The following is a 22,439-nucleotide window of genomic DNA, read 5'->3' on the forward strand; positions in this document are numbered from 1 at the left end:
AAAACTTATTTTTTGAGAAGGTAGGTCGGCAATATTGACCAAACAAACATTTTTGCAAGGTACGCTAATCCTGATTCTCGCTGGTATGACTACTCGCCTTTTGGGATTCATCAATCGGCTTGTTGTTGCCAGGCTGATGGGTGAAGAAGGCGTCGGATTGTATATGATGGCATTGCCAACCCTGTTTCTCGTGATCACCATTACACAGCTCGGTTTGCCTGTTGCAATATCTAAACGGGTATCCGAAGCTGAGGCCCGGAACGATAAACAGAAAATCAAACGGATTCTGGTTGTATCCCTGCTTATCACTTGTACACTAAGTATTTTTTTTACAATAGGTATGGTTATAGCTGCTCCCTTTATTGCAAGTACTCTACTTACTGATGAACGGACAATGTACCCATTGATTGCAATTAGCCCGATTGTCCCTATAATTGCTGTTTCCTCTGTGCTCAGAGGATATTTTCAGGGACGGCAGAATATGAAGCCACAAAGTTATGCACTCGTAATTGAGCAGGTTGTACGTATTACTTGTGTTGCATTCTTCGTAAAACTTCTGCTGCCGCTCGGTATTGAATATGCAGCAGCAGGGGCAATGTTCAGTGTAATCCTTGGTGAATTTGCATCATTGCTATTTCTAATCTATCAGTTCAGACGCCGTAAGATTGTTAGTATCCGCCATCGTTTTTTCACGTATGTAAAATCGAGCCGAGATACAGTAAGGGAACTGTTCTCTATTGCTCTCCCGAGTACTGGAAGCCGTTTGATCGGTTCATTTTCTTATTTTCTCGAACCGATTATTGTGGCACAGAGTCTACTGATAGCGGGCTTATCGAGTTCAATGGCCACGAGGCAATACGGAGAGCTAACCGGATATGTCCTGCCGTTGCTATTCTTACCGACATTTATAACAAATTCACTGTCCATCGCGCTGGTGCCATCAGTCTCGGAAGCGGAGGCCAACAAAAATAGGCAGCTTATCCACTACAGAATCCATCAATCAATCCGTATTTCGTTCGCATCAGGGGCAATTGCAACTATTGTTCTTTCCCTGTTTGCCGTACCAATCCTGACCTATATGTATGGAACAGGTAATGCAAGTAAATTTTTGGTTTTAATGGCACCTTTTTTCATTTTACTTTATATTCAGGCACCATTACAAGCAGCACTCCAGGCGCTTGACTTGGCAAGACCAGCAATGTGGAACAGCCTTATCGGGGCCGCTGTCAAATTCACCGTTCTATTTCTACTAGCATCCAACCCTGATTTTGGGATTATGGGGGTAGCCATTGCAATGGCAGTCGGTGTCGTTCTTGTAACCTTCCTTCATCTGGAAAGCCTTCGAAAAGAAATCGGCTTTTCGATTCCTTTCAGGGATATCACAAAAATGGCGCTATTAATCTTTCTGACTTGGTTTGTGGGAACTTTTCTTAAGAACCTCTACAATGGTCTTGAATCGAACCTGTTTCTGTTCATGCTGGTTCTTCTGCTCCTTTCATGTATCTATATTGTATTGCTGTTCGTACTGCGTTTTATCACCAAAGAGGAACTCAGGCAAATTCCTTACCTACAAAAATGGATACATTAGAAAACATCGACATTCGTCTGGCCGTAACGGATGTCGATGTTTTTTTTAATACTTTTTTAGATAATATATAGCAGTATTAAAAGAGATTGGGACATAACTAAAACTTGCCTTACTAAAGACGAACGAATTAGCCTGAGAGTCTTGGAATGTTACCCCTCTATAGGTAGACTTATTGTGGAGTTGATATAAAATGCGAAGTAACTCGTAGCTTCGCTCCGGAAATACATTCCGCTTTCACCACTCCGGGTGCAAGTGCGACATCTGCTCATAAATTCGCAGTGTCTCCTTTGCCGCCGGGCGGCTGTTGAGCCTCCTCGTGCTTTGCACTCCGGGGTCTCAACGAGGCCTTTCCTCCCGCAGGAGTCTTCGTACATTTCCTCAGCTGGATTGAGGCTGATTCGTACTGTATTTACATTGACCTCTTAATCTTATCAAATAGTGAACGCATATTAGCGCAGGCAGAATGCGTAGACTCCTGGGGGAACAGCACGAGCCCGAAGACCCCGCAGCGGCGGTGTTTCCGCGAAGAGGCTGAAGCCGTGCCCCCGGCAAAGGAAACACTGTGAAAGCTTTAGCTTGAACAGATGTTGACCTTGCACCCGGAGTGGTGAAAGCGAAGTATTCTGACGTAGCGGTAGGTACGGCTGTTACTTCGCATTTTATAAATTATACGAAGTTTTGCTAATATAAAATACGAACTAGCTTAATAGTTCGTATTTTATGTGACCTATAAACTTTTTGTCTCAACCTCTTTTACAACCCCTGGGACATATAAGGAATCAAATATCTAACATAGATGTAAATGGTTGAAACAACTAGTGAGAACAGGACAAAAGGTATACCATAAAGCATAAATCGGATAAATGAAAGCTTCTGTTTTGCCCCTTCTGCAAGCCCTGCAACAACCACATTGGCTGATGCTCCGACCAGTGTTGCATTCCCACCGAGGCAAGCCCCTAGAGCCAATGACCACCAGATTGGATCCAAATATATCATTCCATAGCTTTTAAATTCCTGAATTACCGGTATCATAGCTGCAACAAACGGTATATTATCCACAATACCTGAAAATAATCCTGATATCCATAATATTAACAGCGCTGTTTTAGAAAAGTCTCCCTCGGTTGAAAGGACAATTGCCCGGGCCAACTCATCGATTATGCCCACCGCGTCCAGACCACCCACCAACGTAAAAAGACCGATAAAGAAGAACAAGGTTACCCACTCTACTTTTGCAAAGACCTGTTCTGTCTCCAGTTCTTTCTCAGTCAGCAGCAAAAGAAGGATTGCGCCACTCAAGGCGATGACTGTCAACTCGATATGCAGGAATGAATGCAACAAAAACCCTGTTAGCGTCAGACTAAGGACAGCTATTGACTGATAAAGCATCGGGGTTTTCACAAGAAAAGCCGAAGCGTCGGTTGCAAGCAGTTCCTCTACATTTCCCTGACTCGCTGTGAGGGTGTTACGAAAAAGAAAAACAAGCACAAAAAGCATAATGACAAAGAGAAGCAGTGCTAGCGGTGCAAGATGAACAAGAAAAGATAAAAAATTCAAATGATCTACAGCCTGTCCAATCATAATGTTTGGTGGGTCTCCAATCAGTGTTGCAGTGCCCCCTATGTTGGAACTGAAAATAATTGTCAGTAGATACGGAAACGATGGCAAATTAAGCTGGCTGGTTATTTTAAGGATTATTGGTACAAAGATTAGAACTGTTGTCACATTATCCAATAAAGCAGACCCAATCGCTGTAAGAATACTTATTCCAATAAATAAGGGGATTGGTGAACCGCGGACTTTCTGTGCAAACCGGATTGCGATAAAGGTAAACAATCCTGTCTTCTCCGTAATGGAAATAAGCAGCATCATGGAAAATAAAAGAGCAATCGTATTCCAGTCGATATATTGAAAGAACATATCGTTTGCACTGTAAATACCCGTCAGTAGCAACAAAACGCCACCAGAAAGCGCGATAACTGCCCTGTTGATTTTTTCCGTCATAATAAATATGTAACTGATCACAAAAATAACCGTTGCTAAAATTACATCCATTTTCAGCATCCTCTTCATAGAAACTTTACAATCTTGGCCTGAAATTAAGATTTTTAGTTTATGGCGCTGGGGAAGCATATACAATGTGTTCCTTATTCTTACTGCCCCATCCCAAAATAAAAAAATTCCCTTTATACAAATATATGCCGGGACAGGCAAAATATTTTCAGTCTATTTTTAATTACGATGAATAGAATGTCAGTACATGGACAATCACCGAAAGGAGGAACAGTTTCATGCGCAGACAACAATTTATCGCACTAATGTATGGCTGGATTGTAATTTTAGGACTGATTCTTTTAACAAGTATAATTCTTGCATTCTTGCTCCGGTTTACAGGTATGGACGAAGCGACGCTTTCGTGGGTAACACTGGCTGCAGGTATTATCTCGTTATTTACTGGCGGAATTGTTGCCGGAGTGAAAGGAAAGCAAAAGGGATGGATTATTGGGTCAGTCACGGGGCTCGGATTTACCCTATTCACGTTCCTTGTACAGTATCTTGGCTATCAGCAAGGGTTTTCACTAGAACAGTCTCTGCATCATGCAGGATTTGTACTGGCATCCCTCGTTGGTGGAGTTATAGGGGTGAATGTGTCCGTATCCGAGGAAAAGAAATAGTGGTAACATTGAATTTCGCTAATGTCATAGTTACGGCTAGGCAACTAAGAAGAAAACAAAGAAAAGCCAGTACATTTGATTGAACAAATTGTACTGGCTTCTTTCTTTGCATTTATGTAATAGAATACTTGGTCACACCACATAAGTATGGCGAAACTCCAGCTGTATACGAAATACAGTTAAACTATTACTGGCTTTTAACTTCTCTGATTGCTGAGCGATCGTATGTTAGTTTTTGACCGTCGCCAGACTGAATGATTACAGTGTCTTCGTCCAGTGCATGAACCACACCATGGAACCCACCAATTGTAACCACTGCATCCCCTTTTTTCAGATCAGACTGCATCTGTTTAACCTGCTTCTGCCGCTTCTGTTGTGGACGGATAAGCAGAAAATAGAAGATGACAAACATCAGAATAATAGGTGCTAAAGATACAAGCATATCCATTGATAATAACCCCCTTTCTTAAAAGTTCTTTGCATCCGGCCTGTTAAAGCCGTATTGTTCAAAGAATTCCTCTTTAAAGTCGCCAAGTCGATCCTCGCTAATCGCTGTTCGTACTTGCTCCATCAATTTTAACAGAAAATATAAATTATGATAAGTAGTAAGTCTGAAACCGAATGTTTCATTACACTTTATCAGATGCCGGATATATGCTCTGGAGTAATTTCTGCAGACGTGACAGTCACAGTGCTCATCAATCGGACTAAAATCACGGGCATACTTGGCATTTCGGACAACGAGTCTTCCGTTAGATGTCATGCATGTCCCATTACGAGCAATACGTGTAGGCAATACACAGTCAAACATATCAATTCCCCGGATAGCTCCGTCTATCAGTGAATCAGGGGATCCTACTCCCATTAGGTAGCGCGGTTTATCCGCCGGCAACAATGGAGTGGTGAATTCAAGTACATTATTCATCACATCCTTGGGTTCACCAACTGAAAGTCCTCCAATTGCGTATCCCGGGAAATCAAGTGATACAAGATCCTGGACACTTTGTCTGCGAAGATCTTCATACTCGCCGCCCTGAATAATTCCAAAAAGCCCTTGATCCTCAGGTCGCTGGTGTGCCTCAATACAGCGTTCAGCCCAACGTGAAGTGCGTTCCACGGAGGATTTCATATATTCGTGAGAAGCTGGATACGGCGGACATTCATCAAATGCCATCATAATGTCTGACCCAAGTGCATTCTGTATTTCCATTGCTTTTTCTGGTGAAAGAAACAGTTTTTCTCCACTGATGTGATTGCGGAAATGAACCCCTTCTTCCTTTATATCACGCATATCACTTAAACTGAACACCTGAAATCCACCAGAATCAGTCAGAATGGCACCGTCCCAGTTCATGAACTTATGCAGACCGCCTGCTTCTTTGATTATATCCTCTCCCGGCCGCAACCATAGGTGGTATGTGTTGGAAAGGATAATATTTGCATTCATCTGCTTTAATTCTTCCGGACTCATCGTCTTTACGGTAGCAAGTGTACCCACTGGCATAAAAGTCGGAGTGTCAAATGAGCCATGTGGTGTATGGACTCGGCCGAGACGAGCCCCAGTCTGACTGCACGTCTTAAAATGTTCATACGTTACTGCTGTCATAGTATTCGTTCCTTTTTTTATAGAATTAACATCGCATCGCCAAAGCTGAAGAATCGGTATCGTTCTTTTACAGCCTCATGATACGCGTGTAAGATGCTTTCCCGGTCTGCAAGCGCACTGACCAGCATTATTAAGGTTGATTTAGGTAAATGAAAATTGGTGATCAGTCCGTTGATTGCCTTGAAGTCGTATGGCGGATAAATGAAAATATCCGTCCAGCCGCTCGATTCCACAAATTTACCACCATGGTCCCGTGCAATAGTTTCCAGCGTGCGAGTTGATGTCGTTCCGACCGAAATAATCCTTCCGCCACTTTCCCTGACCTCAGTAAGCGTTTCGGCAGTTTCCTTTGTCATATGGTAAAATTCAGCATGCATTTCATGCTCATCAATATTATCAGCGCTTACAGGCCGAAATGTTCCAAGCCCAACATGAAGCGTGATAAACGCGATGGTCACACCCATATCTTTCAGCTCATCAAGAAGTTCAGTAGTAAAATGCAACCCGGCTGTCGGCGCGGCAGCTGAACCTTCTTCTCTTGCAAATACTGTCTGATACCTGTCCTTTTCCGGCAGCTGTTCTTTTATATAAGGAGGAAGCGGCATTTCACCCAGCTCATCAAGTATTTCATATAAAATTCCTTCATAAGATAGTTTCATAATCCTTCCACCGTGGTCCTTCAAATCGGTACATGTAGCCCGAATCTTACCACCACCAAATTCAATGGTAGTACCAATCTTCACTTTCTTAGCTGGTTTGGCAAGTACTTCCCATGTGTCTTCCTCCTGCTGATGAAGCAAAAGAATTTCTACTTTTGCCCCTGTATCTTCTTTCACACCATAAAGCCTGGCCGGCAATACTTTTGTATCGTTAAGCACCAGGCAGTCGCCCTCTCTCAGATAATCCTTTATATCCGCAAAATGACGGTGTGCAATTTTGTTTTTCTGCCTATCCAGCACCAGCAACCGTGAAGCTGTCCGGTCCTTAAGTGGTGTCTGGGCAATTAGTTCTTCGGGTAAATCAAAATCAAAGTCTTCAATATTCATAGTGCTCTCCTTACTATTTTACCTGAATTTTCCTATTATAAAGAAAATCAGCGTTAGGACAATACTGACCACAATTGAGGTCATTATTGGAAAATGAAACGAAAAGTTACCCTTTTTGAAGCTGATATCACCTGGAAGTCGTCCAAAAAACGTCCAGATTACACCTATAATTAGAAACACTATTCCCAAAAGGATAAATAATTTTCCTGCATTCATTATGCATCATTCCCTATAATCCCAAAATGCTGATATGCTTTTGGAGTGACAATCCGGCCCCTTGGTGTTCGCTGAATAAAGCCTATCTGCAAAAGAAATGGCTCGTATACATCCTCTATCGTCTGAGATTCCTCACCAATTGTCGCTGCAATTGTATCCAGACCCACAGGGCCACCCTTAAATCCATCGATAATACCTTTCAGCAGCTTATGATCCACATGATCCAGCCCTACATCATCCACTTGAAGCATCTTTAGCGCCTGTTCAGTTGTTCCAAGACTAATTTCCTCTTCCCCTTTAACCTGGGAAATATCCCTGATTCGCTTTAACAGGCGGTTGGCAATCCGGGGTGTACCGCGTGATCGGCGGGCGACTTCGGCAGCTGCGTCCGGGGATATCGATGTTTCAAATATTTCGGCAGTGCGTTCCACAATCGAACAAAGGTCTTTCGGTTCGTAATATTCCAGTCTGCTGAGTACGCCAAAACGGTCCCTCAGTGGAGCTGAAAGTAAACCAGCCCTGGTTGTGGCCCCCACCAATGTGAATGGCGGTAAATCTATACGGACCGACCGGGCACTTGGACCTGTTCCAATCACGATATCAAGGAAAAAGTCTTCCATTGCCGGATATAAGACTTCTTCAACCGACCGCGGCAGCCGGTGCACCTCATCAATAAACAGCACATCTCCAGGTTCAAGCGACGAAAGAATTGCCGCCAGATCCCCTGCTCGTTCAATTGCAGGGCCTGATGTTGATCTAAACTGCACACCCATCTCGTTTGCTATTATGGCAGCAAGTGTTGTTTTACCGAGTCCGGGGGGACCATATAACAACACATGATCGAGCGGTTCTTCTCGCATTCTGGCAGCCTTTATGAAGATGCTTAAATTCTCCTTCACCTTCTGCTGTCCGATATACTGGTTCAGACTAGTTGGACGGAGACTTAATTCGACGGCAGAGTCCTCTTGCTGCAGTTCGCCTGTAACCATACGCTCTTCCATCATTATCCCCCCTAATTAGTTTTTCATAAGTAATGCCAGCGCTTTACGGATGATCTGATCCGTATCACTTCCGACCTCATTCTGCAGTTGTGGAATAACCGTTTTTATTTCACGGTCGGTATATCCCAGTGACTTCAATGCTTCCTGCGCCTCTTTCAGCCCTTTTGATACTTGGGAAGTTTGCTCTGCGTCAAGCTGTGTTGCCTCACTGACAGAAACCATTGTAGTAAGTTTGCCTTTGAGGTCAAGAATAATTTGACGGGCTGTTTTCTTTCCTACGCCTGGAAAACCTGTCAAAAATTTATCATCTTCACGTTCAACCGCTTCCACAAAACTCCCTACATCAACGGTGCCTAGTACCGCTAATGCGCCTTTAGGTCCAATACCTGAAACAGAAATAAGTTTCGTGAACAAAAATTTTTCATCATCATTTTTAAATCCGTACAGCACCTGGGTGTCTTCCCGGACATAATGATAGGTTCTGATTTTTATCTCGTTATGAAGTTCAGCTTGGAATACAAACGGGTTTGGACAAATAACTTCATAACCTACCCCGTTTGCCTCGACAACTATTGCGTCATCCTGAATAGCTGAAAGAATTCCTCGTATGTATGAAATCATCGTTTTCTCCTTCACATTTCTTCACTTATTTTACCATAACTATACATTTAAGAAAGCAAGAAAACTTCTATTCATGCGAATAGAAGTTTTGTCAAACCGTTTACTCTGCTTCTTCAAGATTATGATGGATATCCTGAACATCTTCGTTATCTTCAAGGGTATCAATAAGTTTCATCATCTTCTCCATATCGTCCTCTGAAGGTGAACTATACGTCTGCGGAATCATGGTTACTTCTGCCTGTTCGAGATCATATCCACTTACACGAAGATGGTCACGTACATCGTTGAAGCTTTCCGGTGCAGTATAAATCTCATATCCATCATCTTCAGTCACGATATCATCAGCACCTGCTTCGATTGCTTCTAGGGTAATATCATCCTCGTCGATTTTACCGTCTTCATTTGCGATGGCTATATAACCTTTCCGGTCAAACATAAAGGATACACTGCCATTTTCCCCAAGATTTCCGCCATGTTTCTTGAATGCATGCCTTATTTCTGCAGCGGTTCTGTTTCGGTTATCCGTAAGAATATTAACGATAACTGCCACTCCACCTGGTCCATATCCTTCATAGGTAATCTCTTCAAAGCTTGCTCCATCAAGTGTACCCGTAGCTTTTTTTATAGCACGGTCTATATTATCATTCGGCATGTTGTCTGCCTTCGCTTTATCAATCGCAAGCCTTAGGGATGCGTTTGTATCAGGGTCTCCTCCACCCTGTTTAGCCGCATTGTAAACTTCTTTTGCGTGGTACATGAACACTTTACCCTTTTTGGCATCCTGTGCATTTTTTCTTTTCTGTATATTTTTCCATTTAGAATGGCCAGCCATAGGACATTCTCCTCTCTGGGAATTTCCTTTTTTACTATATCAAAAAAACTGTTATCTATAAAGGGAAAGTTCGCCAGACCACGATAGGTAAAAAGAAAGAGCCCTTGAATTCACAAAGACTCTTAATTACTCTCTCCCGAAGAACTCTCTGAGAAATTCATGCATCTCACTGTGTTCATCCGGAGATGCATCATGGTTACTCATATGATCCCAGTATATATCTTCAGTAAATACCACAACTTCTTTATTCGGCATCATGCTTTCCACCTCGCGTTTAACAATATCTTTCATGTTGGCCGCTACATTCTCGTCAAGCATAACTCCGACAACAATCCGGTCATCAAGAATGCCCACTTGCGCCTGGACTATTTCCCTGCGCTGTTTCAAATGGTTGGCAATCGACACGGAAACTTCATTGGTATATATATCCGATTGTGCATCCTCATCCCCGGTGTTCATTTCATTCATATTGGTCTGTGGGTATCCACCCCGTTCACCAAGACTCTCCTCTTTAATTCCAAGCCTTTCCTGCTCTTCTTGGTTATCCTCGTAATTAATTGGTTGAATATTATCACCTGTATTATCTTGGCCTGCTTCTGGATTGCCACCTCCGCAACCTGCAAGAATCATTCCAAGCACTAGAAGCAAACCTGCTTTTTTTATCATATGAAAAACCTCCCTTATCCTTAGATTGGTTAGGGGAGGCTATTTTATACTATCAGTATTTATTCGTTACTATGGAAAAAAGTATAGGGAAAGTTCGCACTTGTTAATACGAGGACCGGTGAAACTGATTAACCGGTTGCCGTTTATGCTCGGTACGTTTGTGCATTTTTTCGATAATCTCCTTATCTTTTTCAGGTACTTCTTCACCTTTCAGATAAGCATCGATTGTATCGTAAGTGGTGCCCATCTCTTTCTCATCTGTCTGGCCTTCCCATAAACCTGCGCTTGGTTTTTTGTTGACAATCTCATCTGGAACACCAAGGTAACTTGCCATTTCACGAACTTCTCCTTTTGTGAACTCGACAATTGGCAGGATATCCACTCCGCCATCACCATACTTTGTGAAATAACCCGTGTACCATTCGGCTGAATTATCGGTCCCTACCACAAGATAATTATAATTGGCAGCTATAGCATACAAGGTGCTCATACGAAGGCGAGCCCGCAAATTAGCTCCTGCCAATTGATCATTCTCTTCTTCGAAATCGCCTTTTCCCTTAAGCTGTTCCTTTATCTCGCTGTACATAACATTATGTGTCTCTGACAAATCAATCGTTAGCGAGTTAATTCCACAACTGTCTATTGCCTTTTGACCATGTTCCATATCCTCTGGGTTACTATTCAGCGGCATCATAACACCCAGAGAGTTTTCAGGAAATGCCCGTTTAATCAGATGGGCGACAACGGAGGAATCGAGTCCTCCACTCACTCCTACCATCAAGCCATTTACACCGGCGTCGTTTACTTGCTGTCTCAACCATTGCACAATTTCATCTACATGTTTTTCCATGTTCTCCCGCTCCTTTTCCTGAAAAAATCCCTATTATGATTTTAGCACTTTCTTGGCAGACTTTGAAAATGTTTTACGCCGTTCCCAGTTCCGCTCCATTTTGTAAAGATATTCTTCGGGTGTCTTATTCGCCTCTCCATACAGAAAGTGCAACCATTCGCGCATAATATCACTCGGTACCAGAATGACAGCCAGCCAGGCCTTAAGATACTTCCTATGAACCATATGGTACGCCAGCAACCGTTCAAGATCCCAGTCTATATACGGTAAAAATCTCTGACCAAGCTGCATATAATCATATAGCGGCGGGGCGTTATTCAACAGATCAAAATCGATTAGATAAACCTTTTTCTCACCCCGGATAAAATTATGGGAGGCTACATCCCCATGTATCCATCTGCCAATATGTTTCGCTTCCTCTTCTACTCGTACCCAGGGAAACCGGGAAATAAACCTAAGCGTACTCTCCGATGTTTGTACTATATCCTTAAACAAGGTTTCGAAACCATGTTTCACAAACACCACATCTGTTTTTTTAAAGGATTCCAGCCGGTCATACCAGCGTAAGTAAAATTTCTCTTTCCTTCCTGGGGTAGGAATTTTAATCCCCAGGGCCTCATTATGGAACATTCTTAGGGTGTCAACTGCTGACACTCGATCCCGCTCATCGTTGTAATTCAGTTTATTACCGGACTGATAGCGGGAAACCGTCCAGTACCTACCTTCAGTTAATAAATATTTCTGTCCGTTTGGAAAGCGGCAAAACGGCACTGCCATTGAGCTATTAAACTGTTCAAAAAAATCCCATTGCTGCAGCATTCGTGATTTGTTTCGGTGTTTTTTCAGGATCAGTGACTCACCAGATTCGGTTTCCAGGTAATAAACATTCCGATTTATAGGAGATAGCTGTTGAAGTCCCAGCTTCCCTTCGCTGGACAAAAAAGAAGAGAGACGATGATAGTTCATCTCGTCTCCTTGCTTGGGATTAATCACCACTCGATTCATCCTCTTCTGTATTAAAATCATCTCCACTATATCCAGGATATCCAGGTGGTGCAGGATATGGTACATCCTGGCCAGAAGGATAGCGGAAATTCGGATGGAAGTGCGGCGGCATATTCGGATTATATCCGGTAAATGGCTGGTTTTGCGGTCCATAGCCACCCATCTGCGGGGAATACATTGGTTTCTTCGGCATTTCCATACTTGAGGACGACTCACTTGATTCCATGTACCCTGCACCCGCATACTGCTGTGGCTGATACATCATTGGTTTAGGACCACCACATCCGCAATCCTTCTTAGCAGGACCCATTGGGTGTCCGTGATGCATGCCTTGCTGGTAACCGGGGTGCATGCCATGATGCTGATAACCTTGATGTTGATAGCCATGATGCATAGGCGGTGGACAACATGGTTTATGGCAGTGCGGACACATAGGAACCATTGGCTTGTGCATGTGATGCATTGGCTTTGCTTCATGCTTAGGTGCTGGCGGAAGATTTATCGTTGTATATTGGTTCATCTCCTGTTCAAAAAGTGCTTGCTTTGAGAACTGCGGCATCGGCATCTTCGGCTGGATCTGTTTTGGTTTGACGGTATCATCTTCTTTCATGACCGGCTGTGGCTTTGGCGAGGTATCCTTGTAAGGATGCTGTGTCGGCTTCTGTGTTGGCTTTTGAGCTGGTTGTTGGATTGGTTGTTGGACTGGTTTTTGAGTTTCCTTTGGTTTAACACTCTCTTTTTTGACCGGTTTCGATGTACTTGGAATTTTGATTTTCATTCCAGGCATGATCATATCTGGGCTTGATAATTGTGGATTTGCCTCTTTTAGCTGGTCAAAATCTACATTATATTGCTTTGCGATTTCCCATAAGGTGTCACCTTTTTGGACAATGTGTATTCTCAAATCAGACCATTCTCCTTTCTTTTCGATTCAATACTGGGCAAAACACTCACTATCAACATATGCAGCAGATGGGAAATGTTGAAATAAAATTTATGTGGACAATCCAACAATCTTACATTGCAGTTTGGTTTGTAATTAGGAGATGTTTTTACAACTAGTGGGAAGAGCCTAAATATAACGCTTGGGATTTTAGAATATATCGTAATGAAGTTCCGGCAGTAAAGCGAATTGGAACCTCATTCCGTTAATAGGCTGTGAAGTGATACGGAACGAGGATATGCGGAACCTGATTCCACTATATGTACAATTTCAATCGACTTTGACTGGGAAACACTTGAATAGCGGAATGAGGTTCCGCCAAAAGCGGTTAACTCAATTTCAGCTGACAGTTAATCGGACAGTATTTCAGGGAGCTTCGGCGTTGGAATTTTCCTAAAGGCAAATGCTAGAAAGCTTGTTCCATTTCATTACTCAATTTTACAAAATTACAAGGATTAGGAAACAATAAAATTTCAAACTAAAAAGACTGCCGCATGTGCGACAGCCTCTGATCTCAAAGTTTCATTTGATAGACGGGATATGTACCCAGTACCGTAACATTACAGCCAAGTGCTTCCAGCTCTGCCTTCACACCTGGGAATAAAACGGCATCATACGGCTGGTTCACGTCCACAATAAAAAAGTAATTTCCAAGCCCCGTTTTCATCGGCCTGGATTCGATTTTAGAGAGGTTCATTTTACGCCATGAAAATGCAGATAAAACCTGATGTAACGCGCCAGCATAATCACTTGGCAATGTAATCAGCAGGGTTGTCTTTTCTCCGTCTTGCTCATGCTTAATCCGTACATCTTCCCTCTGTTTTGCCAAGACGGCAAACCTGGTGTGATTATTCGGGTAATCATGAATATTTTCCTGATAAATCTTCAACCCATATTCAGCTGCGGCCAGCTTATTGCCGATTGCTGCGATTTTCTTGCCAGTTTTGCTAACAACTTCCGCCGCTTTCCCAGTGGAAGACGTAAAGTTGATTGCAGCTTCAGGCAAATGTTTATGAAGGTACTGATGACATTGTGCAATTGCATGGCTGTGTGAGTGAACTTCGGCAAGCTCTGACAGAGATCCATTAAAATCAGGCGAAACAAGCAAATGCTGTTCGATTGGCACCACAATTTCTGCTATAATTGGCAACCTTACCTGATGAACTAGATAATCAACTGTTAACTGAACCGTTCCTTCGATTGCATTTTCAAGTGGAACAACACCTATTTCAATTTCTTCATTGTTTACTGCATCGATACATTCAGGAATTGTATTAAACGCTAGTTTATCTTCACCGTTAAAAGCGGTATCAACCGCTAATTTTGTAAAAGTTCCTCGTGGCCCCAAATATCCTATCTTTACCATTTTTTCTTTCTCCTCCCCTGCTGGCAGTTATTCGATAAATTCAAATTCAAAATCCATGATGCGAATGGTATCTCCATCTTTGGCACCACGTTTTCGCAATTCCTCGTCCACTCCCATACCTCTTATCTGACGGGCAAAGCGTTGTACTGCTTCATCTCTGTTAAAATCAGTCATTTTGAATAATTTTTCGATTTTCACACCTGAGAGCACAAAGGCACCGTCCGGATCACGTGTGATGGCGAATGGTATCTCCTCTTTTTTATACCGGTATACAACCTGTTCCTCTGTCTCAACAACTTCTGTGGAATGTTTAGGGATTTTTTCCAAGCTATCAGCAATTTCATATAAAATATCCCGCAACCCTTCCTTTGTTAAGGCAGAAATAGCGTGGATAGGATAGTCTTTGTTGAGCTTCTGTTTAAATTCTTGAAGATTTTCTTCAGCACCCGGCATGTCCATTTTATTGGCTGCGATTATCTGTGGCCGATTCATCAGTGTTTCATCATACGCCTTTAGTTCTTCATTTATTTTAATAAAATCGTCGTATGGATCTCTTCCTTCAGTGCTAGCTATATCTATTACATGCAGGATTACCCGGGTTCTCTCAACATGACGCAGGAATTGGTGTCCCAGCCCAACCCCTTCATGTGCTCCTTCAATTAAACCAGGGAGATCCGCCATTACAAAACTCCGCTGGTCCCCTGTATCCACTACACCCAGATTCGGAGCAAGCGTTGTAAAATGATAATCCGCAATCTTAGGTTTGGCTGCACTAACAACAGACAGTAGGGTTGACTTCCCGACACTCGGGAAACCTACAAGGCCGACATCTGCCAGCAATTTCAGTTCTACCTTGATATTGCGTTCCTGGCCTGGTTCCCCGTTTTCTGCAAACTCCGGTGCCGGATTTCTTGGTGTGGCAAACCGGGAATTTCCTCGGCCACCTCGGCCACCTTGAGCGATAACTGCTTCCTGCTCATGCGTAGTTAAGTCCGCAATCGTTTCTCCGGTCTCTTCATCGTATACCGTGGTTCCAGGAGGCACAGCAACCACCAGCGGATCCGCATTTTTTCCATGCTGATTCTTACTCATCCCATTTTCACCGCGTTTAGCTTTAAAATGACGGTTATAGCGGAAATCCATCAATGTATTAAGACCTTCATCTACTTTAAATACCACATCCCCGCCGTTACCGCCATCGCCACCGGCCGGACCACCTTTTGGAACATATTTTTCCCGGCGGTATGCAACAAGTCCATTGCCACCATCGCCAGCTTTTACATATACATTAACCTGATCCACAAACATAGTTGTCACCTCATTGATTTGGAACCTTTAATGAACAAACTAGTGCTTCCTCATTCCATGAAGCAATAATGTCCAGTCCCATATTTTCTATATTACTAATAAGTCTCGTTTCACTCGGAAAATTACCAGTTATGTTAAAATTCAAATCTACCACAGACGAGGAATCCGTATCATTCATTTCAAGAGTAATATCATACAGCACGGCTTCATCCGCTGCGTTCTCAATCTCTCCTATAAACTGCCGGCATTGCTCCAGCATACGCTCCTCAACCCTGGACAGCTCACTGTTTTCTGTGTATATATGGTACGTCATCCGAAAATTCGTATGTAGGGAATTAAACCGAATCAAATACAGGGCGAATTTCGGAATGTCCAAATTTGCTAGTTTACGTTCCTCATGCAAATCCTGTACATATTCCCGGATTTTCATGTTTGCTTTATCAGTTTTACCCATACTCACATAGCCCTGAATAATCTGCAACTGATTCAGCAAATCATGCCGGTAATGCCTAAGTATACTGATAATCTCATTCTCATCCACATTATCCCTCCCCAATAATACCAAAAAGTATAGCAGAAATAGAGTAATATTACATCCACAAAGTAAAAGCATCCATGTTGATAAAAAAGATATCTCCCTGGATACCTCGCTATACGGCAATTTATGATAACTGGGAGGTTGAAATCAGCAATGTTTTCGGAAAGTGTTTATCGAAATTACAGATCTATGCCCGACCGTGATTCCTAAGTGGTGCTATAGCCAAACTTATCAGCACTAAAAAAAGCTTCAGTCGAAAAATTCGACTGAAGCTTTTTCACAGTAATTTATGCCTCTTGAGCAACCTCATAGACACTTACTTTTTTACGGTCACGACCATAGCGTTCGAACTTAACAACACCATCAACTTTAGCGAATAGTGTGTCGTCACCACCGCGGCCAACATTTTCACCAGGGTAGATTTTTGTTCCACGCTGACGGAACAGAATGGAGCCACCTGTTACGAACTGACCATCTGCACGCTTAGCACCTAGACGTTTGGATTCAGAATCACGACCGTTTTTAGTACTACCAGCACCTTTTTTCTGTGAGAAAAACTGCAAATCAAGACGTAGCATTTACCTGCACCTCCTTAATTAGTCTGTATAGAAATAAATTCACTATATTCCTGTTCAATAGTTTTCAATGAAACCAACATACCTTCAAACAGAAGTTGAATCTTGTCCATAGTAATCTGATCTATGTCATCCGGTATGAATACCCGAAGATATCCACCCTGACTCCCCTGTTCAACTTCCAGTTCGGATTCGCATAACTCCATAACTGCATTTACTGCACCGAATGAAACCGCTGATACTCCCGCACACACCAGATCGTAACCATAAGGTCCACTCTCTGCATGCCCGGACAGTTCAAAATTGCTTATCAGGTTTCCCTTCCGATACACAGTTACCTTAATCATATGCCGTATCCTTTATTATGCATTGATTTTTTCAATGACAAGTTTAGTATAAGGCTGACGATGACCCTGTTTGCGATGGTAGTTTTTCTTTGGCTTGTATTTGAAAACAGTTACCTTTTTCTGGCGACCGTTCTTCTCAACTTTAGCCGTTACTGTTGCACCATCAACATATGGTGCGCCAACTTTCACGTCATCTCCACCTACGAAAAGTACTTTTTCAAAAGTAACAGATTCATTTGCATCTGCTGCAACTTTTTCAACGTAGATTTCTTGACCTTCTTCTACTTTTACCTGCTTACCGCCTGTTTCGATAATTGCGTACATACTCTGCACCTCCCTAATTAACTCAGACTCGCCATACAGGTATCCTCTAAAGGAGTTTAATAACCTGTTCTGTGCGGTTGTAGCACTGGTGCTACGATGAATAACGTATTAATGCTATCATGTCACAGGAACGTTTGTCAAGCTGCGGTAAAAATTCCTGATTATTTCTAGGACACGGATTCGGCGATTTCACCAATTGACTGCTGGTGTTGTCGTTTATGGAAATAGCTATGGAGACAATCCATCTCATCAATAGGAAGCCTTGTCCTGTCAGGGTACGTTACAAAAATGGAATGTTTTTTTGTACGATAGAACCGGGTGAAGACTTCAATCAGTTTATTGTCATATGAAACTTCAATCGACCGGATTCCCTTCAGGTCGGTATTTCCGTAATACCGCTGCAGCAGAAAACGAAGAAAAACATAGTACCGCTGCTTCCAGTCCGTCCTGTTCTCAATCAGCAAAAATAAAAACAGCATAAACGAACTCATTGTAAACTGGATAACAAAAAACTGTACAACCAAAACAATAAAACATGTACAGAGTGAGAATAGTATAACATAATTATACGCCTTACGATATGGGAGAATGGCAGATAAAATAAGGAAAACAATTTTTCCACCATCGAGTGGCCAGACCGGCAGCAAATTAAAAAGTAGAATTACGGTATTATAAAAAAATATAAGTTCGATAATGGAAGATGGCAGCATCTGTTCAACAGGAAGCAGCCAAAGCCCCATATAAACGAATAAATGCTGAAACGGACCAGCAATGGTGACAAGCAGCTCCTCGTGCAAAGGGCTTGTCCCGTACTCATCCGTATCCATCACCCCGCCAAACACCCATAGCATAATTCCACGGATTCGCCATTGAAATGCTGCTGCCATCATGTAATGACCTAATTCATGAAAAAATACAATCCCCAGGATAATCATCAGTTCCACAAATGTACCAGTCAGAAATGAAACGATGATGAAAATCAGGAGTATCGGATGAATACGGATTGCAGGTAACTTCTTAAGGAGTCTCATCGACTTTAATCACCTGAACAGGATCAATATACGTATCATCCTTCTCGATGGCAAAATAAACCGTTTCGTTTTCAGCTGCAGGCACAAAACCGCCCAGCTTCTGATTCCTGTCCACAAACTGATAGAGATGGACATCGATACTGCTTAGATTTCCATAAATCGTTTTACTGTCATCAGTGTGCTGAACAATGACGGTTTTACCTGTCTCTGGATCATTACCTGCGAATATAACCGCTCCTTCCCGTAATGCGGAAACCTCGGAAGCCTCATCAGGTGCAATCATAATGCCTGTTCCGTTAGCCTGAAAGGATTGCGATACACTTCCAGATACTGGAAGCACGAGCGGTTGTGAATCCCCTTTTGTGTCCTTATCGCCTGGCGTTAGAGCAAGAGGCGCACCAAAAGTATCCTGATACCACTGATTGACACTTGCAAACGGGAATTCCTCCGTTAGTGCATTACTCGTCCAATTTTTTGGCTCGGTAAGCAATTCCGAATCCACTTGAAATAGCAAAGCTACTCCAAAGAAAAGCATCACTGATAACATGCCCTTCAGAATAAACCCGGAAATCCGTGAATTCATTCTTTCTGAGGAAAAATCAGATTCAGAGAACATGGGATAATACCCATGTTTTTCTTCCTCCTGTGGAAACCGTGGGATAAGCTGTTTAGCCTTTGTGTCTTTCGAATGCAGGCCACGCAACTTTTTTCGCTGGTTAATCGACTTTCTAACTCGGTTGATTCCGTTGCTCATATTCTTCTCACAACCCTCACCATAATTTGTACAAGTTTATGTGTGAGTTGGAGAAGTTATGATTAATGGACTAAGTAAAAAGCATACATTGACCATTTTGGGTGCAATGTATGCTTCAACTTTAAATATATTATAGACTCAGGCACGCATGCCAAAAAATTTCTTAACTTTTTTTAGCATTCCTTTTTCATCTTCGAGCGATTGCAACGGGACAGTTTCACCCAAAATCCTTCTGGCAATATTGCGGTACGCAATCGAGGCTTTGGAATTGGGCTGAAATGCTACTGGTTCTCCATGATTGGAAGCTTTAATGACTTCTTCATCATCTATTACAATCCCAATCAAATCAATGGAAAGTATCTGAACAATATCATCAATATCGAGCATGTCTCCACTTTTCATCATGTGATTGCGAATTCGGTTGATTACAAGTTTGGGGGATTCAATTTCTTCTTTTTCCAGTAATCCAACAATTCTATCTGCATCCCTCACACTGGATTTTTCAGGCGTGGTCACCACGATGGCACGGTCAGCGCCGGCAATCGCATTCTGAAACCCCTGTTCAATTCCAGCTGGACAGTCAATTATGATATAGTCGTACTCCTGCTTAAGTTCAGCAATGATCTTTTTCATACCCTCTGTACTAACGGCTGTTTTGTCACTTGTTTGAGCTGCGGGTAAAAGAGACAGGTACTCAAAGCGCTTATCCTTAATCAGTGCCTGTTTCAGTTTACAGCGTTCTTCGATAACATCAACTATGTCATAAATAATCCGGTTTTCCAGCCCCATTACAACATCAAGATTTCTCAAACCAATATCCGTATCAATCAGGCAGACCTTCTTTTCCATGAGGGCAAGGGCTGTTCCAAGATTTGCAGTAGTAGTAGTTTTACCAACCCCTCCTTTTCCAGAGGTTATCACGATTGCTTCACCCATTGTACATTCTCCTTTCAAACCCGCTTATATCTTTACGTTTATGTGAAAGAACCTGAAGTCGGTCAATAACAATTTTGTCCTGTGCTTCATCAATTAGACCACATTCCATATAAACACCATCTGATTCATAATCGGGAGCCCGGCTAATGTAATCGGCGATTCTTAGTTGGCTCGGTTTCATATATGCGGCAGCTATTACAGCATTCCGGTCACCTTTTGATCCAGCATGTGCAATCCCCCGCAGACTTCCCATTACAAAAATGTTGCCGGTAGAAACAACCCGGCCGCCAGGATTAACATCCCCGATAAGCAGCAGATCTCCGGTAACTTCGAGAACTTGTCCAGACCTTACTATCCGGTTAACAGCTTTAACTTCGCTGTCTTCCTTCCAGCCCAATGCATCCTCTCGACGGACGACATCAGATTCAAAGGCCACAATGGAAAACCGGTTTTTCTCACCTATCAATCTATTCAATTCTTCTTTTTGCTGACCATCTATGTATCTATTGCCTAACTTTACAATGACAGATACCACCGGCTCGTCAGGCCTGGGGTTCAGTTCCGTCAGTTTCTCTTCAAGTTCAGCCATCGCCTCCTTGAAAGAGCAGCGGTCGTCAATAAATAATGTCAGCCCGTCTTTCGTCCCTTTGATGGTAATCATCTGTTTTCTGTCAAGCATGCTACGTTCACCTCAATATTTGCTTCGACGTAAGGATATTGCAAAAGCCCGGCTAGTCGCAAATATGTGTGGCGAATGCCCCAGCTTTTTTCCGTAACATCGTATCTAAAATGCTGTATCCCTTGCCAAATGCTCTTCTCCCCAATTGACAAATCGTTTTCCTAAAAATGGATAGACAATAATCATAAATAATAAATTAGCTATCACTGTAGGAACCATCCTGAAAAGCAGATATTCTCTCCACGGCATTTCCGCGATCCCCACTACGGAGAAAATGGTGTTTATGGACAATTCAGCCAACAACAGTCCTGCCATGCCAAGCAATAATGCAGTAAAAATATTAGCATGGAACATTTTTGTTAACCCATGGGTTCCGTATGTTACCAACCCATAGGTGAACATATAAACTCCTAATACTCCTGTATAAACAATATCGATCAGGAGTCCAAACAGCAGCCCATAAAGAATACTGTAATAAGTGTTCTCCCGGTCATAAAAAATAGCAAGGAATAAGAGAATGCCCAGTACCCAATGAGGAACGATAACCAGTTCACCTTTTACTAGTGAGACCGGCAGCAGTTCCAGTGCGACACCCTCCAGAACCAGAAACAAAAAAAGAATAAGGGGAATAATCAGTCGCTTCATTGCTTTTCTTCCTCCCCTGTTTCATTCTGGGTATTGGGGTCAGTCATCGCACGGTCAACAACAATGACATTACTGACTTCGTATAAGTCGGCAGCTGGTTCTACCAGCGCTGTCCGTGTCAGTCCATATTGGTCAGGTTTCACTTCTTCCACTTTACCTATCAGCAGACCCGGAGGATAGACTCCTCCCATACCAGAGGAAAAGACCAGTTCCCCTTTTTTAAGATCCTGTTCAGACTCTTCGATAATGCGGAATAATAAGTGGCCGGTCTCTTCGTCATATTCCTGAATTAAGCCGAAAATGTCATTTCCTTCTTCTCTTGAAACGGAAGCGGATATTCGATTGAACTGATCAAAGCCTGATAACAGTTGCACAGTTGCTGTAAATTGAGATACAGTCTGTATTTTCCCGACCATGCCTTCTGCCGTAATTACAGCCATATCCTCTTTCACACCATCCTGCAGCCCTTTATTAATGGTGACCTGCTCAATCCATCGTTCCGGTGAACGGGACATAACATTTGCCTGTATCGGGTTGTAGTCCCTGATGGATTCGGTTTTCTCGAGGGTCTTACGTAATTCGGAGTTCTCCTCTTTCAGTTCCTGCACCTGATAGGCTAGACTTTTATACTGTGCTAGTTTTTCCCTTAATAGTTTGTTTTCCTTATACGTGTCCATTATGTCATCAATATTTGTGAATACATTTGTCATATAATTAACTGGTGTGTGTATTAAATTCTGTGCCCATCCTACTGTATCTTTAACAAATTGTTCCGGCATAGTGAGATTTTCCCTGTCGCGCAGTGAAAATCCAATCAACGCAACCAAAACAATAATCCCGATTAACAGGATAAATAATCTTTTTTTGCGAAACTGTGGCATAAAAAC

Annotated in this window: 26 protein-coding genes and 1 other annotated feature; of the genes, 2 read left to right on the forward strand and 24 right to left on the reverse strand. The window is 42.6% G+C overall.

Annotated elements, in window-relative coordinates:
- The first annotated feature begins 34 nt into the window (after window positions 1–34).
- Window positions 35–1,588: a stage V sporulation protein B gene (spoVB, locus tag ACFO3D_RS11985; RefSeq protein WP_390296262.1), complete on the forward strand. Its 1,554-nt coding sequence runs from the start codon at window positions 35–37 to the stop codon at window positions 1,586–1,588.
- Between the two features lie 753 nt (window positions 1,589–2,341).
- Here spoVB and ACFO3D_RS11990 read toward each other — a convergent pair.
- Window positions 2,342–3,643, reverse strand: a complete 1,302-nt coding sequence (locus ACFO3D_RS11990; protein ID WP_390296264.1) for an ArsB/NhaD family transporter — start codon at window positions 3,641–3,643, stop codon at window positions 2,342–2,344.
- A 236-nt stretch (window positions 3,644–3,879) separates the two neighbouring features.
- Between ACFO3D_RS11990 and ACFO3D_RS11995 the strand changes: the two genes are divergently transcribed.
- Window positions 3,880–4,263: a TIGR04086 family membrane protein gene (locus tag ACFO3D_RS11995; RefSeq protein WP_390296266.1), complete on the forward strand. Its 384-nt coding sequence runs from the start codon at window positions 3,880–3,882 to the stop codon at window positions 4,261–4,263.
- Window positions 4,264–4,450: 187 nt separating this feature from the next.
- Here the strand turns inward: ACFO3D_RS11995 and yajC are convergent, their stop codons facing one another.
- From yajC to mreC, 23 genes are all read right to left on the reverse strand, one after another.
- Window positions 4,451–4,711, reverse strand: coding sequence for a preprotein translocase subunit YajC (gene yajC, locus ACFO3D_RS12000; protein ID WP_390296268.1), 261 nt, complete (start codon window positions 4,709–4,711; stop codon window positions 4,451–4,453).
- An 18-nt stretch (window positions 4,712–4,729) separates the two neighbouring features.
- On the reverse strand, window positions 4,730–5,869 hold the full coding sequence (gene tgt / locus ACFO3D_RS12005; RefSeq protein ID WP_390296270.1) for a tRNA guanosine(34) transglycosylase Tgt: 1,140 nt from the start codon (window positions 5,867–5,869) through the stop codon (window positions 4,730–4,732).
- Between the two features lie 17 nt (window positions 5,870–5,886).
- Window positions 5,887–6,915 (reverse strand): tRNA preQ1(34) S-adenosylmethionine ribosyltransferase-isomerase QueA, encoded by a 1,029-nt coding sequence (queA, locus tag ACFO3D_RS12010; protein WP_390296272.1) that lies wholly within the window; start codon window positions 6,913–6,915, stop codon window positions 5,887–5,889.
- Between the two features lie 18 nt (window positions 6,916–6,933).
- Complete coding sequence (locus tag ACFO3D_RS12015) at window positions 6,934–7,131, reverse strand: DUF2905 domain-containing protein (RefSeq protein WP_390296274.1); 198 nt, start codon at window positions 7,129–7,131, stop codon at window positions 6,934–6,936.
- Window positions 7,131–8,132, reverse strand: coding sequence for a Holliday junction branch migration DNA helicase RuvB (gene ruvB / locus ACFO3D_RS12020; RefSeq protein ID WP_390296276.1), 1,002 nt, complete (start codon window positions 8,130–8,132; stop codon window positions 7,131–7,133). The genes ACFO3D_RS12015 and ruvB overlap by 1 nt, the downstream gene beginning before the upstream one ends.
- Window positions 8,133–8,147: 15 nt before the next feature.
- The gene (gene ruvA, locus ACFO3D_RS12025; RefSeq protein WP_390296278.1) at window positions 8,148–8,753 is read right to left on the reverse strand and encodes a Holliday junction branch migration protein RuvA; all 606 of its coding nucleotides are present in this window, start codon (window positions 8,751–8,753) and stop codon (window positions 8,148–8,150) included.
- Window positions 8,754–8,853: 100 nt separating this feature from the next.
- Complete coding sequence (locus ACFO3D_RS12030; protein ID WP_390296280.1) at window positions 8,854–9,585, reverse strand: YebC/PmpR family DNA-binding transcriptional regulator; 732 nt, start codon at window positions 9,583–9,585, stop codon at window positions 8,854–8,856.
- A gap of 126 nt (window positions 9,586–9,711) precedes the next feature.
- Window positions 9,712–10,251, reverse strand: coding sequence for a YhcN/YlaJ family sporulation lipoprotein (locus tag ACFO3D_RS12035; protein ID WP_390296282.1), 540 nt, complete (start codon window positions 10,249–10,251; stop codon window positions 9,712–9,714).
- A gap of 103 nt (window positions 10,252–10,354) precedes the next feature.
- Window positions 10,355–11,101 (reverse strand): NAD(+) synthase, encoded by a 747-nt coding sequence (gene nadE / locus ACFO3D_RS12040; RefSeq protein WP_390296284.1) that lies wholly within the window; start codon window positions 11,099–11,101, stop codon window positions 10,355–10,357.
- Window positions 11,102–11,134: 33 nt separating this feature from the next.
- A complete protein-coding gene (locus tag ACFO3D_RS12045) occupies window positions 11,135–12,094 on the reverse strand; it encodes a phosphotransferase (RefSeq protein ID WP_390296286.1) in 960 nt (319 codons plus the stop codon).
- A complete protein-coding gene (gene safA, locus ACFO3D_RS12050) occupies window positions 12,087–13,010 on the reverse strand; it encodes a SafA/ExsA family spore coat assembly protein (RefSeq protein ID WP_390296288.1) in 924 nt (307 codons plus the stop codon). Before safA ends, ACFO3D_RS12045 begins: the two co-directional genes overlap by 8 nt.
- Before the next feature lie 553 nt (window positions 13,011–13,563).
- Entirely contained in the window at window positions 13,564–14,415 is an 852-nt protein-coding gene (gene pheA / locus ACFO3D_RS12055; protein ID WP_390296290.1) for a prephenate dehydratase, read from the reverse strand.
- A gap of 27 nt (window positions 14,416–14,442) precedes the next feature.
- On the reverse strand, window positions 14,443–15,723 hold the full coding sequence (obgE, locus tag ACFO3D_RS12060; RefSeq protein ID WP_390296292.1) for a GTPase ObgE: 1,281 nt from the start codon (window positions 15,721–15,723) through the stop codon (window positions 14,443–14,445).
- A gap of 10 nt (window positions 15,724–15,733) precedes the next feature.
- Window positions 15,734–16,264 carry a Spo0B domain-containing protein gene (locus ACFO3D_RS12065; RefSeq protein WP_390296294.1) on the reverse strand — a complete coding sequence of 177 codons (531 nt, stop codon included), beginning with the start codon at window positions 16,262–16,264 and terminating at the stop codon, window positions 15,734–15,736.
- Window positions 16,265–16,548: 284 nt separating this feature from the next.
- Complete coding sequence (gene rpmA, locus ACFO3D_RS12070; RefSeq protein WP_390296296.1) at window positions 16,549–16,839, reverse strand: 50S ribosomal protein L27; 291 nt, start codon at window positions 16,837–16,839, stop codon at window positions 16,549–16,551.
- 14 nt (window positions 16,840–16,853) lie between these two features.
- Window positions 16,854–17,183 (reverse strand): ribosomal-processing cysteine protease Prp, encoded by a 330-nt coding sequence (locus ACFO3D_RS12075; protein ID WP_390296298.1) that lies wholly within the window; start codon window positions 17,181–17,183, stop codon window positions 16,854–16,856.
- A 15-nt stretch (window positions 17,184–17,198) separates the two neighbouring features.
- Window positions 17,199–17,507 (reverse strand): 50S ribosomal protein L21, encoded by a 309-nt coding sequence (gene rplU, locus ACFO3D_RS12080; RefSeq protein WP_390296300.1) that lies wholly within the window; start codon window positions 17,505–17,507, stop codon window positions 17,199–17,201.
- Window positions 17,508–17,521: 14 nt separating this feature from the next.
- Window positions 17,522–17,596 (reverse strand) — a sequence feature (ribosomal protein L21 leader region).
- 78 nt (window positions 17,597–17,674) lie between these two features.
- On the reverse strand, window positions 17,675–18,538 hold the full coding sequence (locus ACFO3D_RS12085; protein WP_390296302.1) for a site-2 protease family protein: 864 nt from the start codon (window positions 18,536–18,538) through the stop codon (window positions 17,675–17,677).
- Window positions 18,525–19,292 carry a peptidoglycan DD-metalloendopeptidase family protein gene (locus ACFO3D_RS12090; RefSeq protein WP_390296304.1) on the reverse strand — a complete coding sequence of 256 codons (768 nt, stop codon included), beginning with the start codon at window positions 19,290–19,292 and terminating at the stop codon, window positions 18,525–18,527. The genes ACFO3D_RS12085 and ACFO3D_RS12090 overlap by 14 nt, the downstream gene beginning before the upstream one ends.
- Before the next feature lie 138 nt (window positions 19,293–19,430).
- Window positions 19,431–20,228 carry a septum site-determining protein MinD gene (gene minD, locus ACFO3D_RS12095; protein WP_390296306.1) on the reverse strand — a complete coding sequence of 266 codons (798 nt, stop codon included), beginning with the start codon at window positions 20,226–20,228 and terminating at the stop codon, window positions 19,431–19,433.
- Complete coding sequence (gene minC, locus ACFO3D_RS12100) at window positions 20,221–20,907, reverse strand: septum site-determining protein MinC (RefSeq protein ID WP_390296308.1); 687 nt, start codon at window positions 20,905–20,907, stop codon at window positions 20,221–20,223. The genes minD and minC overlap by 8 nt, the downstream gene beginning before the upstream one ends.
- A 105-nt stretch (window positions 20,908–21,012) precedes the next feature.
- Complete coding sequence (gene mreD, locus ACFO3D_RS12105; RefSeq protein WP_390296310.1) at window positions 21,013–21,552, reverse strand: rod shape-determining protein MreD; 540 nt, start codon at window positions 21,550–21,552, stop codon at window positions 21,013–21,015.
- On the reverse strand, window positions 21,549–22,433 hold the full coding sequence (mreC, locus tag ACFO3D_RS12110) for a rod shape-determining protein MreC (RefSeq protein ID WP_390296312.1): 885 nt from the start codon (window positions 22,431–22,433) through the stop codon (window positions 21,549–21,551). Before mreC ends, mreD begins: the two co-directional genes overlap by 4 nt.
- Window positions 22,434–22,439 lie beyond the last annotated feature (6 nt).

It is taken from the genome of Virgibacillus kekensis, from assembly GCF_042654125.1.
GTDB lineage: Bacteria > Bacillota > Bacilli > Bacillales > Amphibacillaceae > Lentibacillus > Lentibacillus kekensis.